This is a genomic window from Thermodesulfobacteriota bacterium (genome assembly GCA_040756475.1).
In the GTDB taxonomy this organism is placed as follows: domain Bacteria; phylum Desulfobacterota; class Deferrisomatia; order Deferrisomatales; family JACRMM01; genus JBFLZB01.
Map to the genome: position 1 here is coordinate 46,557 of JBFLZB010000005.1, position 14,084 is coordinate 60,640.

At 71.9% G+C, this 14,084-nt stretch carries 16 protein-coding genes; all 16 read left to right on the forward strand.

Going from position 1 to position 14,084, the window contains the following annotated elements; translation table 11 throughout:
* Positions 1-646: alpha/beta hydrolase (locus AB1578_01575; protein ID MEW6486589.1), on the forward strand; the 646-nt coding region annotated here is incomplete at its 5' end.
* The gene (locus AB1578_01580; GenBank protein ID MEW6486590.1) at positions 643-1,182 is read left to right on the forward strand and encodes a hypothetical protein; all 540 of its coding nucleotides are present in this window, start codon (positions 643-645) and stop codon (positions 1,180-1,182) included. The genes AB1578_01575 and AB1578_01580, both read left to right, overlap by 4 nt.
* Positions 1,183-1,317: 135 nt before the next feature.
* Positions 1,318-2,469, forward strand: a complete 1,152-nt coding sequence (locus AB1578_01585) for a deoxyguanosinetriphosphate triphosphohydrolase (GenBank protein ID MEW6486591.1) — start codon at positions 1,318-1,320, stop codon at positions 2,467-2,469.
* A 2-nt stretch (positions 2,470-2,471) separates the two neighbouring features.
* Positions 2,472-3,368 carry a lysophospholipid acyltransferase family protein gene (locus tag AB1578_01590; GenBank protein ID MEW6486592.1) on the forward strand — a complete coding sequence of 299 codons (897 nt, stop codon included), beginning with the start codon at positions 2,472-2,474 and terminating at the stop codon, positions 3,366-3,368.
* A 10-nt stretch (positions 3,369-3,378) separates the two neighbouring features.
* Positions 3,379-3,984, forward strand: a complete 606-nt coding sequence (locus tag AB1578_01595) for an HAD family hydrolase (protein ID MEW6486593.1) — start codon at positions 3,379-3,381, stop codon at positions 3,982-3,984.
* Positions 3,981-4,547: an isoprenylcysteine carboxylmethyltransferase family protein gene (locus AB1578_01600; GenBank protein MEW6486594.1), complete on the forward strand. Its 567-nt coding sequence runs from the start codon at positions 3,981-3,983 to the stop codon at positions 4,545-4,547. Before AB1578_01595 ends, AB1578_01600 begins: the two co-directional genes overlap by 4 nt.
* Positions 4,548-4,636: 89 nt before the next feature.
* The gene (locus AB1578_01605; protein MEW6486595.1) at positions 4,637-4,819 is read left to right on the forward strand and encodes a Trm112 family protein; all 183 of its coding nucleotides are present in this window, start codon (positions 4,637-4,639) and stop codon (positions 4,817-4,819) included.
* 15 nt (positions 4,820-4,834) lie between these two features.
* Complete coding sequence (locus AB1578_01610; GenBank protein ID MEW6486596.1) at positions 4,835-5,692, forward strand: glycosyltransferase family 2 protein; 858 nt, start codon at positions 4,835-4,837, stop codon at positions 5,690-5,692.
* The gene (locus tag AB1578_01615; protein MEW6486597.1) at positions 5,689-6,807 is read left to right on the forward strand and encodes a glycosyltransferase family 4 protein; all 1,119 of its coding nucleotides are present in this window, start codon (positions 5,689-5,691) and stop codon (positions 6,805-6,807) included. Before AB1578_01610 ends, AB1578_01615 begins: the two co-directional genes overlap by 4 nt.
* Positions 6,804-7,865, forward strand: a complete 1,062-nt coding sequence (locus AB1578_01620; GenBank protein MEW6486598.1) for a glycosyltransferase family 9 protein — start codon at positions 6,804-6,806, stop codon at positions 7,863-7,865. The genes AB1578_01615 and AB1578_01620 overlap by 4 nt, the downstream gene beginning before the upstream one ends.
* A 198-nt stretch (positions 7,866-8,063) precedes the next feature.
* The gene (locus AB1578_01625; protein MEW6486599.1) at positions 8,064-9,116 is read left to right on the forward strand and encodes a glycosyltransferase family 9 protein; all 1,053 of its coding nucleotides are present in this window, start codon (positions 8,064-8,066) and stop codon (positions 9,114-9,116) included.
* A 416-nt stretch (positions 9,117-9,532) separates the two neighbouring features.
* Positions 9,533-10,543 (forward strand): glycosyltransferase family 9 protein, encoded by a 1,011-nt coding sequence (locus AB1578_01630; GenBank protein MEW6486600.1) that lies wholly within the window; start codon positions 9,533-9,535, stop codon positions 10,541-10,543.
* Positions 10,540-11,625 carry a glycosyltransferase family 4 protein gene (locus AB1578_01635; protein MEW6486601.1) on the forward strand — a complete coding sequence of 362 codons (1,086 nt, stop codon included), beginning with the start codon at positions 10,540-10,542 and terminating at the stop codon, positions 11,623-11,625. The genes AB1578_01630 and AB1578_01635 overlap by 4 nt, the downstream gene beginning before the upstream one ends.
* On the forward strand, positions 11,622-12,635 hold the full coding sequence (locus tag AB1578_01640; GenBank protein MEW6486602.1) for a glycosyltransferase: 1,014 nt from the start codon (positions 11,622-11,624) through the stop codon (positions 12,633-12,635). The genes AB1578_01635 and AB1578_01640 overlap by 4 nt, the downstream gene beginning before the upstream one ends.
* 4 nt (positions 12,636-12,639) lie before the next feature.
* The gene (locus AB1578_01645; GenBank protein ID MEW6486603.1) at positions 12,640-13,740 is read left to right on the forward strand and encodes a polysaccharide deacetylase family protein; all 1,101 of its coding nucleotides are present in this window, start codon (positions 12,640-12,642) and stop codon (positions 13,738-13,740) included.
* Positions 13,741-13,876: 136 nt separating this feature from the next.
* Positions 13,877-14,084, forward strand: a 208-nt coding sequence (locus AB1578_01650) for a hypothetical protein (protein MEW6486604.1), incomplete at its 3' end; no start/stop codon positions are given.

Consider the following 14,084-nt stretch of genomic DNA (forward strand, 5'->3'; position numbering starts at 1 on the left):
GCCCCCCCTGGACCCGGCGCGGCGCACCCCCGAGGACTATGCCGACTGGCTCGCCGCACGGCTGCGCGAGCGGGGCACGGGGGCGGCCCATGTGGCCGGCTACTCCATGGGCGGCACGCTGGCCCTCCTCCTGGCCTTGCGCCACCCCCAGCGGGTGCGCAGCCTCGCGGTCTGCTGTTCCTCCCCCTGCTGGGGCAGGGGGGCACGGGGCGCCGTGGCCCAGGTCTGGGGCCTGCTGGCGCCGCGTCTGGCCATGGAGGTCTTCGCCCGGTCGGTGCAGTGGGGATATGGGCGCTACAGCCGTGACCCGGCGGGCAGGGCCGCGGTGGCAGCCATGGTGCGGCGCGCCCACCGGCCCACCATGCTCTCCCTGTATCGGGCGCTGGCCGGGTTGGACTTGAGGGCCGAGGTTGCGCGCCTGACCGTCCCGGTCCTCGTCGTGGGCGGAGGCCGGGACTGGCTCGCACCCCCCTCCCACCAGCGAAGGCTGGCCCAGGCGGTGCCCGGCGCCGAACTGGCGCTCCTGCCGGGCGCCGACCACATGCTGTGCGTGGGGAGGCCGGTAGAGTTCACGCAGGTGTTGACGAGGTTCTTCCGCGACGCCGAGGGGCGTGCGGCCGTGCCGAGGAGGTTGTGGGCGCCGTGAAGGTGGGCGAAGAGGTCAAAGGGTTTCTCCGGGAGAGGGACTTCGCCGTCGTGTGCCTGGAGCTCGATCTCGGAAGCGGGCCCGAGGCGGCGCTCGTGGTCAAGGCCACCGGCGATCTCCTGGCGGACCTGCGAAAGGCCGAGGCGCTGGTGGAGGTGGGCTGGGCCCAGGGGCGAACGCCGGACGGACCGGTGGCATGTCTGGTGCTGCGGTGCTTCGCGAGCGGGGTGGGGGAGCTTGCCGGCGAGGCCTACTTCGATCTCTCGGACGAAGGCGATCTGGGGCTCCTGGAGCGGCTCGGGGGCCAAGAGCGGCTGCGCGTGGCCTTTCTGGACGAAGATCTCGCCCCCGTGTGGCTTGCCCAGGCGCCATGGGGCGAGCTCCTGCGCCTGGAAGCCGAACAGGTCCGGGATCTCGCCGGTGAGCTCGGGGAGCGGGGGGCTCCCTACGACTTCCAGGCCGCGAAGGCGGACTTCGAGGAGCGGATGCCCCTGGATCGCCTCCTCGCCAGGGTCTTCGGCGAGAGCGCGCCTTAGCTCGGTCACGGTCGGCTCGAGCCCCCGCGCGAGGGATGCCGGTTTGGGCGTTGCCCCTTCTCCCGCGGCTCTGCTAGCCTGTTTGGCTTATCCGCGGCGCGGGCCCGGCGAGGCAGGGACAGGGGATGATCCGGCATGGAAGAGGGCACCCGGGGCGAGCGCACCGATCTCGCCCCCTACGCGGCGAAAAGCACCCGCACCCGAGGCAGGGAGCACCCGGAGCCCGCCAAGGACGGGCGTCCGGCCTTCGAACGGGACCGGGATCGGGTGATCCACAGCGCCGCCTTCCGGCGCCTGGAGTACAAGACCCAGGTGTTCGTCAACCACGAGGGCGACTACTACCGCACCCGCCTCACCCATAGCCTCGAGGTGGCCCAGATCGCCCGGGGGCTCGCCCGCCGGCTCGGCCTCAACGAGGAGCTGGCCGAGGCCCTGGCCCTGGCCCACGATCTGGGGCACACGCCCTTCGGTCACACGGGAGAGGACGTGCTCGACCGGCTCATGGCGGAGCACGGGGGGTTCGAGCACAACCTCCAGGGGCTTCGGGTCGTCACGCTTCTGGAGGAGCGGTACCCGGACTTCCCGGGGCTCAACCTCACCTGGGAGGTGCGCGAAGGCATCGTCAAGCACTCGTCGAGCTGGGACGCCCCGAGGACCGAAGGGCTCGAGGGGTACGAGCTGGGGGCCCAGCCCACCCTGGAGGCGCAGCTCATCGACCTGGCCGACGAGATCGCCTACAACAACCACGACATCGACGACGGCCTGGAGGCCGGCTTCATCTCCCTCGACGAGCTGATGGAGGTGCGCCTCTGGCGGGAGACCTGGGACCGGGTCCAGGCCAAGTATCCCGGGCTGGGCGGACGGCGGGCCGTGTACCAGGCCATCAGCCATCTGATCGGGTGGATGATGGGCGACCTGGCCGAGGCCACGAAACAGGCCCTGGAGGACGCGGGCGCGAAGACCCTGGACGATGTGCGCGGGGCCGGGCGGCGGCTGGCTGTGCGTTCGGCGCAGATGGAGGCCCGAAACCGCGAGCTCAAGGAGTTCCTCGCCGCGCGCCTCTACCGCCATCCCAAGGTGGAAGCGATGGGGTTCAAGGCCGAGCGCTTCCTGGGGGAGCTTTTTGGGGCCTACCTGGCCAACCCGGGACTCCTGGACCGGGAGTCCCGGGCACGCGCGGAGAAGGAGGGGCTCCACCGGGCGGTGTGCGACCGGATCGCGGCGATGACCGACCGGAGCTGCCTCGACGAGTACCGGCGCCTCTTCGACCCCGCCGTGAAGGTGTGAGGGTGCGGCCGACGCAGGCCCACCGGGGGCAGTACGGGGCCTTTCGCTTGCTGGAGGGAGCGGCCGCCCGACTCTCCTGGGAGGGGCGATGCCGAGCCGGCGCCTGGCTGGGGCGGGCGTGGCACGCGCTGGACGCCCGGCACCGGCGCGTGGCCCGGGAGAACGTGCGTCGCGCCTTTCCGCAGTGGACAGAGGGGGAGGTTGCCGCCCTGGTGCGGCGCAACTTCGAGCACCTGGGCACCACCGCCGTGGAGTCCCTGGGGCTGGCCCGCACCGGGAGGGCGGAGCTCCTGGCGCGCTGCCGTTTCGAGGGGCTCGAGCATCTGGACGAAGCCCTCGCCGGCGGCCGGGGTGCCCTGACGCTGACGGCCCACCTGGGGAACTGGGAGCTCGCGGGGCTCTGCCTCGCGGCACGGGGCTACCGCTTCTGCGCCGTGGGACGCCGGCAGGCCAACCCCTTGATCGACGGCCGGGTGACGCGCCTGCGGGAATCCTTCGGAGGCACGCTCATCCACCACCGGCACGCGGTCCGGCCCGTGCTCCGGGCGCTCAAGGAGGGTGCGGTGGTGGCCTTTCTCATGGACCAGCGCGCCTCCAGCCGCGAGGCCGTCGTGAGCCGGTTCTTCGGCCAGCCCGTGGCCACCAACCAGGGGCTGGCGCTCCTGGCCCTGAAGAGCGGAGCCCCCGTGGTCCCCGGCTTCGGCGAGCGGGTGGGGGAACGGCACGTGATCCGCCTGTACCCGGCGCTCGCGTCGCCGGTGGAGGGGAGCCGGGAGGAGCGGGTCCGGGAGTACACCGAGGCTTTCGACGCGGCCATCGAGGGTGCGGTGCGGCGGCGTCCGGAGCAGTGGTTCTGGGTGCACCGGCGCTGGCGCCTGCCGGGGGGGCTGGCCCCGTGAGGCGCGCGCTGTGAGGCGGGCGGTCTTCCTGGACCGGGACGGGACCCTCATCCGGGAGGTGGGCTACCTCTCCCGCCTGGAGGACCTGGAGGTCCTGCCGGGGGTGGCGGCGGCGCTTCGCCGCTTGGGCGAGGCCGGGTACCTTCGGCTCGTGGTGACCAACCAGTCCGGGGTGGCCCGCGGGTACTTCGACGAGGCCTTCGTGGAGAGGACGCACGGGGAGCTTGTTCGGCGGCTCCGGGCGGAAGGGGCTTCCCTCGAAGGATTCTACGTGTGCCCGCACCACCCCGACACCACCGGGGAGTGCCCCTGCCGCAAGCCCCGGGACGGTCTCGTGCGGCGTGCCGCCGGGGAGTGGGGAATCGACCTGGAGGCTTCCTGGGTGGTGGGGGACAAGCCCGCCGACGTGGAGTTGGCCCGGCGATCCGGGTGCCGGGGCGCCCTGGTCCGGACCGGGTACGGCGTGCGAACGCAGGCGGAGCTGGCGGTCCGGGACAGCAAGCCCGACGTGGTGGCGGACGACCTGGCGGGCGCGGTGGAGGAGATCCTGGCACTGCCAAATGGGAATAGGGGTTCGAACTTGTCGCGAAGTGCGAAAGGGGAGTCGAAGCGGTGAACGACATCGGCAGGGTGGACGAAACCACGTGGTTCTTCCGCAACGTGGTGCGGCGGCGGGTACAGTGGGGATTTGGGGCGGGAGCGGCGTTTCTGCTCTTCGCCTCGCCCGGCACGGCCAGCGTGTTCTGGGGATGCTGGCTCGCGCTGGCGGGGGCGGCGCTGCGGGCCTGGGCGTCCGGAACCATCGTCAAGAACGAGGAGCTGACCACCGGCGGCCCGTACCGTCTGACCCGCAACCCGCTCTACGTGGGGAACTTCCTGATGGGTCTCGGGGTGGCGGTGATGGGCGGAAGGCTGTGGCTCGTGGGGCTGTTTCTTCTCCTCTTCGTGCCCGTGTACCACGCCTTGGTGCGCAAGGAGGAGAAGCGCCTCGTGGAAAGGTACGGAGATGCGTTTTTCGAGTATTGCAAAGAAGTGCCAAGATTTCTACCAAACTTGAAGGCCTGGCCCCCACCCCCTGCGGCCTACGATCCCCGCCGCATGTGGAACGTCCATCGGGAGTGGCGTGCGTGGCTCGGTCTCTACGCGGCCACCCTGTATCTGCTGCTGCGGAGCGGGTAGGGCCCCGGACCGGGGTCGTGCCTCGGTCCCTGCCTCCTCCCGACCCCCGATCCCTGTCCCCGGTCCCCCCTGTTCCTCGGAGGTTCCCCATGGCGCTCCCCCCCGACCTGCTCGAAATTCTCGTATGCCCCCAGTGCAAGGGGGAACTGGAATACCGGGAAGCGGAGGCGGCGCTCCTGTGCCGCGCCTGCCGGCTGCGCTACCGGATCGAAGACGACATTCCCGTGATGCTCATCGAAGAGGCGACGGCGTGGGAAGAGGGAGACGGGTGACGTGAGGCGGCGGAAGTGAAAGGTGAGACGTCGAGCGGGGGACGGCTACCAACCGGCAACCGCCAACCGCCAAGCGCTTCGGGTGACGGGAGGCCGCGTCTGTCGGCCACCGTCATCTGCAAGGACGAGGCAGAGAAGATCCGAGGCTGCCTGGAGAGCGTGCGCTTCTGCGACGAAGTCGTGGTGCTCGATTCCGGCAGTACCGACGGCACCCTGGAGATCTGCCGCGAGATCGCCGACCTGGTGGTCGAGACCGACTGGCCGGGACACGTGGCCCAAAAGAACCGAGGCCTGGACCTGGCGCACGGCGAATGGGTGCTGTGCCTGGATGCCGATGAACGGGTGACGCCGGAGCTGGCCGCCGAGATTCAGGTGCTCCTGGCTCGCGGACCGCAGCACGACGGTTATTGGATCACGCGCCACGTCCACTACCTGGGGCGCTGGATCGACCACTCGGGCTGGTACCCGGAGTACCGCGTGCGCCTGTTCCGGCGCCAGGCGGGGCGCTGGGGCGGGGTCAATCCCCACGACGCGGTGGAACTGCGCGGCACCAGCGGCCGGTTGCGCGGCGAGATCGTGCACTACACCTATGACGATCTGAGCGATCATCTGGCCACCATCAATTCCTTCACCAGCGTTCTGGCGCGGGAGCACGCCGCGCGCGGACGGCGTTTTTCCTGGGCGGCGCTGCTCCTGCGCCCGCCCCTGGAGTTCTTCAAGAAGTATGTGCTGCGCCAGGGGTTCCGGGACGGCGCGGCAGGCTTCCTTGTGTCCGCTCTTTCCGCGGTCTATGTGTTCCTGAAGTTTGCCAAGCTGTGGGAAGCCGAGCGCGTGGGTCCCCGCCGTCCGTGGCACGACGAGGGTGCGCGGTGAGCGGCCCCCCAGCCGCGGGAGGCGAGGTGCCCGGGGCGGTGCTCCACATCGACACCGGCCGTACCTGGCGCGGGGGGCAGCAACAGGTGTTCTACCTGCACCGGGGATTGCTGGAGCGGGGCGTGGACAGCCGCCTGGTGTGCTCGGCTGGTGGCGAGCTGCTGCGCCGCTGTGCTGCCCAGGGCCTGCCCGCCGCCGGAGCTCCCCTGCGCGGCGAGTGGGATGTGCTCTCGGCCTGGGCTCTGGCGCGGCGCATCCGCCGACTGCGGCCTTCCCTGGTGCACGCCCACAGCTCCCACGCCCAGATGCTCGCCCTGCTGGCCTGCCGGCTGGCCGGCGCGCGCAACCTGGTGGCCACCCGGCGCGTGGACTTCGTCCCCCCGCGCCACCCGGTCAACCGCTGGAAGTACGGCGGGGTGGCGCGCTGGATCGCCATCAGCCAGGCCATCGCCGACATCCTGCGCGACTTCGGGATACCCGAAGAGCGCCTGCGGGTGGTGCCCAGCGGGGTGCTGCCGCGCCCGGCGGATGCCGGGGCGGCTGCGGCGTTTCGGCGCGAGTTGGGCGTGGCTCCCGACCAGCCGCTGGTAGGCAACATCGCCCATTTGGCGGACCACAAGGGCCAGACCTACCTCGTCGATGCCCTCCAACGGGTGCTGGAGCGCGTTCCACGAGTGCGTTGCGTGATCGTCGGCCAGGGCGAGCTCGAAGCGCCCCTCAAGGAGCAGGCGCGGCGCCTGGGCCTTGGGCGGCACCTGGTGTTCACCGGGTTTCGCGACGACGTGGATGCGATCATGGAGGCCCTCGATCTGTTCGTCATGTCGTCCCACCTGGAGGGCCTGGGGACCATCGTCATGGATGCACTTCTGGCCGGCAAACCGGTGGTGGCCACACGGACCGGCGGCATCCCCGAGATCATCCAGGACGGGGTTCACGGGCTTCTGGTGCCGCCGCGGGACCCCGCGGCCCTGGCCGAGGCCGTCTTGCGGCTCCTGGAGGACGGTGCACTCGCCGCGCGCCTGGCCTCGGCCGGGCAGGAGCGCGTGCGCAACCGCTTTGGTGTCGGCGCCATGGTGCAGGGCAACCTGGCGGTGTATCGGGAGCTCCTGGCGTGAGCGGAAGCCCGGGGCGGGTTGCCCGGGGGTTCCGTGCCGGCATGACCGCGGCCGCGCCTTCCACCTGGCTGGTGCGCCTGCCCAACTGGCTGGGCGACCTGGTCATGAGCTCGGCGGCGGTGGAGTGCCTCGGGCGGCGCTTCCCCGGCACCCGGGTGGAGGCCGTGGCCCCTGCGCACCTGGCCGACCTGGCCCGCCTCATCCCCGGCCTGCACCGGGTTCACCCGCTGCCCCCCGCGGCCCGACGGCTGGCCGGGCTGGTCCACTTCGCCCGCCGGCTGGCGCGCCAGGGGCCCTTCGACCACTACCTGTGCCTGCCCGACTCCTTTTCCACGGCCCTGTTCGGGCTGTTGGTGGGCGTCCCCCGGCGCACGGGCTACCGCAAAGAGCTGCGCTCGTTGCTTCTGACCCGCGCCCCGGTCAAGCCCCGCGGGCTGCACCGGGTGGAAGAGTACTGTGGCTTGGTCCCGGGCGCCGACGACGTCCCGCCGCGCGTTCGCCTCCGGCCGCCGGCCGCCGAGGTGCGTGCCGGGCTGCCCTGGCCCGAGGCCGAGCCGCGTGTGGTCTTCCATATTCATTCGGAGGCGCCATCCCGACGCCTGCCCGTCGAACTTGGGGTGCAGATCGGCCAGCTCCTCGTGGATCGTCTGGGCGCTGGCCTCGTGCTCACCGGAGCCGCCAAGGATGCCGCCCGCTCGGCCGAGCTGGCCGCCAACCTGCGGCGCCCCGGGCGGGTCATCGACCTCGCCGGGCGCACGGACCTCCAGGCCCTGGCCCGCGTGGCTGCGGATGCCGAACTGGTGGTGTCGGTGGACTCCGGCCTCGCACACCTGGGCAGCGCGCTCGGCACGCCGGTAGTGGTGCTGTTCGGTGCCGGCGACGAGGCCAACACGGCGCCCTTCGAGCGCAGTCGGCTGCGCGTCGTGCGCGCGACGGGCCTGCCCTGTGCGCCGTGCGTGGACAACGTGTGCCGCCGCTACCCCAGCGCGCGCTGTGTCGAGCAGATCCCGGCGTCGGCGGTGGCGGACGCCGCCGCGGCCCTGCTGGGAGGCCGCTGACCTTGCCCCTGCGGTGTCGGCGCTGGCATCCCTCCGAGAGGGACGAGGCGCCGTTTCGCCCCGACGTAGTGGGTGGACTTCGTGGCGCGCCGTCACCCGTGCAACAGATGGAAATCCGCTCGGCCAAGGGAGGCGGGAGCGGCTCGGAGTGGATGCCGTGGTCGAGGGTAACCTGGCTGTGTACCGGGAGCTGGAAAGGTGAAGATTCTCCTGATTCGATTCTCGTCGCTGGGCGATGTGGTGCTCGCCACGGCGGCGGTGGAGGCCCTGCGGGCGGATCGCCCCGATGCCGAGGTGCACGTCCTCACCAAGCCCGCTTTTCGCGGCGTGTTCCAGGAGAACCCGGGGGTGGCCAGGGTGGTGGAGTGGGACCCCGCCCAGGGTCTCGCGGCCCTGGCGCGGCACCTGCGCTCCGAGCGCTACGACGGGGTGGTCGACCTCCACGGAAACCTGCGCACCCGCCTGCTGCGGTTCCTGGTTCCGAGCCCCCGCTGGACCCGCTACGCGAAGGGAAGCCTGAGGAGAAGGGTGGCGGTCGCACTGGGAAGACCCGGACTGCTGGGCAAGGTCCACGTGGTCGACCGGTACCTGGAGGCAATGGCACCCCTGGGGGTGCCCCCGATTCGCAGGCTCCCCCGGCTGTATCCGGGGGTCGCCGAGCGCACCCGCGCCCGATCCCTGCTCTCCGAGGCGGGCCGCCGGCCGGAAGAGCTCGTGGTCGCCCTGGCTCCTTCGGCCCGCTGGCCCACCAAGGCCTGGCCCCGGGAGCACTGGCAGGGGCTGCTCCGCGAGCTCTCGGGGCCGGCGCCAAGGTTCTTTCCCGTGCTCGTGGGGGGGGCCGGGGACCGGGAGCTCTGCGCCGCGATACTGGGTGCCGAGCGGGGAGCAGACCTGGCCGGGAAGACCTCGGTGCTCGAAACCGCGGCGGTTCTGGAAGAGGCCCGGGTCCTCGTCAGCAACGACTCGGCGCCCCTGCACCTGGCCAACGCCGTCGGCACCCCCGCGGTGGCCCTCTTCGGGCCCACGGTGCGGGGCTTCGGCTTCTACCCCCTCGGCCCCCGGGACGTGGTGCTCGAGCAGGCCCTGCCGTGCAGGCCGTGCAGCCTGCACGGCGGGGAGCGCTGCCCCGAGGGGCACCACCGCTGCCTGGCGGAGATCCCGGTGGGCAGTGTCCGGGACGCCGCCGTCCGGGCCCTGGAGGAATCGGGGGGCCCGGGACCGGGAGAGAGGGGAAGCCGTGGCACGTGCTAGCGAAGGGATGCGGCGTGCGGAGAAGCGGGTGGGCCGGGTCGCGGACACCGTGCTCTCGGCTCTCGCCCGGGGGCGGGCTTTCGGAGGCAGGACGGGGGCCCCCGATCCTGCTCTGCGAGGGGCTTCGGGACCTCTTGGCGAAGATGGGTGTTCTGGTCTCCCCGTGCACCGGTGTCCTGCACCTCGCCCTCGCATCGGTGCGAACGCCTTGTGTGGCCTTGTGCCGGGAGTTCCACTACGATGCGTGGCGCCCGCTGGAGCCCCCCACTGGTCCCTGGTCGGGGTGCCGGGGGAGGCGGTCCACGAGATTGCGCCCGACCGGGTCGCCGGCGAGGTGCAGTCCCTGCTTTCGATCGCGCGACTCCCGGAGCGGGAGCAGAGAGAACGGTCCCCGGCGGGCGCGGGAGGGTTGGGTCGTGGGTGAGCGCTTCCTGGTGATCCAGCTTCGCCAGATCGGCGACGTGGTGCTCACGACGCCCATTCCCCACATCCTCAAGGAGGAGCGGCCGGGCTGCCGGGTGGTCTTCCTCACCGAGGCGCCCAGCCACCTCCTCCTGGAGGGGAATCCCCACATCGACCGCGTGATCGTGAGCGACCGCAAGGGCGGCTGGCGCGAGACCCTTCGCGTGGCCCGGGAGCTTCGGCGAGAACGGTTCGATGCAGTGCTCGACTTCATGGCAAACCCCCGGTCTGCCCTGCTCGCTTTTCTCTCGGGCACGCGGGTTCGGGTTTCCTTTCCGGTGAAGGGCAGGGGGATTCTCTACACCCACCGGGTGCGGCCGAGCGGGTGGGCGGTGGAGCACAAGAAGGCGCTCCTGCGCCCCCTGGGCATCGAGAGCGCCTGGGACCGGCCGGAGGTTTTCCTGAGCCCCGCCGAGAAGCAGTGGGCCCAGGCGCGCAGGCACGAGTGGCTGGGGGGGCGGTTGCGGCGGCTGGTCACGGTGGACCCGAGCCACCGCCGCCCCATGCGGCAGTGGCCGGCGCCCCATTACGGGGCGCTGTGCCGGATGATCCAGGAGCACCTGGGCGCCGTGCCCCTGGTGCTTCGGGGACCCGGCGAGGAGGCGGTGGCCGACGAGGTCGTGGCGGTTTCGGGGGGCCGGGCGGTCAAGTCGCCGCCCACGACCCTGCGGGAGATGGCCGCGCTGGTCTCGGCCGCCGACCTGCACCTGGGCAACTGCTCCGCACCCCGTCACGTGGCGGTGGGGGTAGGGGTGCCGAGCTTCACGATCATGGGGGCCACCAACAAGGGTTGGACCCATCCTGCTCCGGAGCACACCCACTTCGCCCTGGGCCTCGAGTGCCAGCCCTGCCGGTTCAAGACCTGCCCCAAGGAGCTTGCGTGCCTCACGGGGCTGACCCCCGACCGCGTCTTTCGGGAGCTCGAGAGCTGGACCCGAAGCGTCCTGGGGTGGAGGGACCCGTGAAGCTTGCCCTGGTCCAGCCCAAGTTCGACCGCTCGGGGGGCGCGGAGCGCTATGCGTGGAACCTGGCCCGGGGCCTGGCGGCCCGGGGGCACGAGGTGCACCTGTTCGCCCGGCGTGCCGAGGATCTGCCCGGCGCAGTGCGCTGGCACCCGGTGCCGGCCCTGCCCCTGGGCCGCGCGCTGAAGACCTGGACCTTCGGGGAAGCGGCCGGGCGGCGGGTGGGGCGGCACCGCTTCGACGTGGTGCAGGGGTTCGGCAAGACCACCTTCCAGACCGTGCACCGGGCCGGGGGCGGGGTCCACCGGGCCTACCTGGAGCGGAAGGGCAGCCCCAGACCCACCTTCTACGATCGGACCGTGCTCGCCATCGAAGATCGGCTCTTCTCCTCCCCGGTGCTCCGGGCCGTGGTCGCCCCCTCCCGCTGGGTCGCCGGGGAGATCGCCCGGTTCTACCCCGGGGTGGAGGGGCGACTGCGGGTGATTCCCAACGGCGTGGACGTGGAACACTTTCGGCCGGAGGGGCGGGAGGCGGACCGCCGGGCGCTGGAAACGCGGCTCGGCCTCTCGGCGGAATCGAGGATCCTTCTCCTCGTGGCCACGAACTTCGCCCTCAAGGGTCTCGGCGAGGCAGTGGCAGCGCTGCCCCACCTGCCGGGCGCGCACCTGGCCGTGGCCGGCGGCGACGATCCGCGGCCCTTCCGGGAGCAGGCCGCGGCGCTGGGGGTCGGAGAGCGGCTCCACTTCCTCGGCCCCGCAGGCGATCCGGCGCCTTTCTACCGGGCGGCCGACGCCCTGGTGCACCCCACCCGCTACGATCCCTTCGCCAACGTGTGCCTGGAGGCCCTGGCCTGCGGCACCCCGGTGGTGACGACCTCGGGCGACGGCGCGGCCGACGTGGCTGCCGGAAGCGGGGCGGGGGTCGTGCTCGGCCTGCCCGTGGCCGCAGGCGAGCTGGCGGCGGCGGTGAAGGACCTGCTGGCTCAGGAAGGCGTGCACAGGGCGGCCCGGGAGACGGCCGAGCGCCACGAACAGGGGCGCCACGTGGCGGCGGTCGAGGCCCTCTACCGGGAGGTGGCGGAGTGAGGCTCCTGTGCGTGATCCAGGACCGGCGCATGGCGTCTTCGCGGATTCGGATCGCCGCCATGTTGCCCCACCTGGCAGAGCGAGGGATAGCGGCAGAGGCCGTACCCTACCCCGAGGGGTTCGCAGGCCTGGCGGCGCTGCTCGGGAGGGCTCGGGGGTATGACGCCGTATGGCTCCAGAAGAAGCTGCCCAACTGGCTCGACGCCCTCCTTTGGCGTCGGTGCCCGGTGCCCCTGGTGTTCGACTTCGACGACGCCATCTGCTTTCGGAAGGACCTCAAGCGGGGTTCATACCGGTCCCCGGTGCGGGAGCGGAAGTTCCGGCGGGCGTTGGGGCTGGCAGCGGCAGTCACCTGCGGGAACCGATACCTGGCCTCCCTCGTGCCCGCACGCGATGCCGGCAAGCCGACCCTCCTCTACCCGTCTCCCGTCCCCACGGATGTTCCCCTGCGAGACTACGGTGCAGCGGCGGGGCCCTGGGTGCTGGGCTGGATCGGCGGGAAGGGAAACCTGTCAAGCTTGGAGCAAATTGTCCCGGAGCTCGTCGCGCTCCGGCGCCGGCACGACTTCGTCTTGCGAGTCGTCTCGGACGGCGCGTTCTCGGCCCCGGACCTGGCGGTGGAGAACGTCCCCTGGAGCCTGGAGCACCAAGAAGCCCAGGTCGCGGGCTTCGATCTTGGCCTCATGCCCCTGGACGGCGCCTCCCCCTTCGACCTCGGCAAGTGCAGCTACAAGGTGCTCCAGTACATGGCGGCGGGGGTCGTCCCCGTGGCCGACGCCGTGGGCATGAACGCCGAGGTGATCCGGGATGGGGAAAACGGATGCCTGATCAAGGGATCCGAGGGCTGGGGCCGGGTCCTGAAGGGGCTTCTGGAAGGCGGACGGGGCAGCCTGGCACCCTTGGGACAGGCCGCCCGGCGGGACGCGCAAGACCGATTCAGCTACGAGAAGAACGCAGACGCCCTGGCGGGGTTCTTCCAAGCCCTTCCGCCCGTCGGCCGGAGCACCTGAGTTCGTGGGCGTGAGCATCCCCGTATTGGCCTACCACGCTCTGGGCCCCCGAGCAGGGGTGGGGCCGGAGTCCTTCTCGGCCCACCTGCGCGCGCTGGCCTCCTCTGGGCTGCCAAGTCTCGCCCCTGTCCAGCTTGGCTCCGCGCCTCGAGGCTTTCTGCTAACCTTCGACGACGGCTTTGCCGACCTCTGGACCCACGGTCTCCCCCTCCTGCGAGAGCACGGCGTGCGGGCTGTGGTGTTCGCCATTGCGTCCCGGGCCGGCGAAGGCCCACCCCGGCCCGCGGGGGGGGTGCCGGGTTCTCCGGTGACGGGGAACCGGGCTCACGGGGAGGCGGCCCGCACCGGAGGGGCTCATCCGGCCTTCCTGCGCTGGTCGGAGCTCGCCGCCCTGGAGGCGTCGGGTCTCGTGACGGTGCAGTCCCACTCCTTTTCCCACGCCATGGGGTGGGTGGGGGACGAGATCGTGGGGTTCCACCTCGGCACCCACGGCAAACGCCACTGGTCGCTGGTCCAGTGCACCGGGGGAGACGAGCGCCTGGGAATTCCCCGGTACCGCCGGGGCTCGGCCCTGGCGCACCGGCTCTACCACGACGATCCCGCCCTGCGGGACCACCTGGCGGAGTGGCTCGCGGCCCGGGGGGGGGAGGCCTACATCGCCGAGCGGGGGGCGGCCGCGGTGTCGGGGGAGCTCTCCGACCAGGCTCGGGGGTTTCAGACGGTCCGTCCGGAGGGCGGAGGATGGGAAGGGGAGGAGCGCAGGATCGAGCGCACCCTGGAAGAGCTCCATCGGGCGCGGCAGGAGCTGGAGAAGCGCCTGGGCGGGACCCGGGACGAGCTGTGCCTTCCTTGGGGGGAGTACGACGAGGTGACCCTGGACTGCGCGAGGAGGGCGGGCATCCGGCGGGTGTACACCCTGGACAGGGGGCCCAATCCCGCGGGGCGCATCGGCTTTCTCGTCAACCGCTTCGAACCCAGGGCACGGGGGTCCCTATGGCTGCGCCTGCGCCTGTGGCTCTACCGGTCCACTGCCCGTGCGAGTCTCTACGCAAGGGTTTCCCGGCGGAGGCCAAGGCGCTCGGGGAGACCGCGGGGGAGGGCATGACGAGTTCGCCGGAGCCGCGGCGCGGGGCCGGTCCGCCACCCCCGACGGTTTCCGGCCGGGGCCTTTGCGTGGTAGAAGACGGTCTTCTCCCAGGCGACCCGGCCGTCAGGCGGCCGATGTGCGGTTCGAGGCGACCATGAACCACAGAACATGGCCAGTCGTTGCGGGTACGGTTTTCCTGGTGGGGGCGGGCCTCGCCGGTCCGGCTCGTGCCGTGATCGACGTGCCCACCTCGGAGCGGCGCGCCGTCTCCCTGGCGGAGCTCGCCTCCGGTTCGGGGATCGCGCGGCCCGTGGACGCAGGCGCGGGTCCCCTTGACGACGCCTGGTTCCTGGAGTCCTACC

Excerpts from the sequence above, each read along its gene's own strand:
- AB1578_01585 (MEW6486591.1), top strand. The coding sequence starts at position 1,318 with ATGGAAGAGGGCACCCGGGGCGAGCGCACCGATCTCGCCCCCTACGCG.
- AB1578_01605 (MEW6486595.1), top strand. The coding sequence starts at position 4,637 with ATGGCGCTCCCCCCCGACCTGCTCGAAATTCTCGTATGCCCCCAGTGC.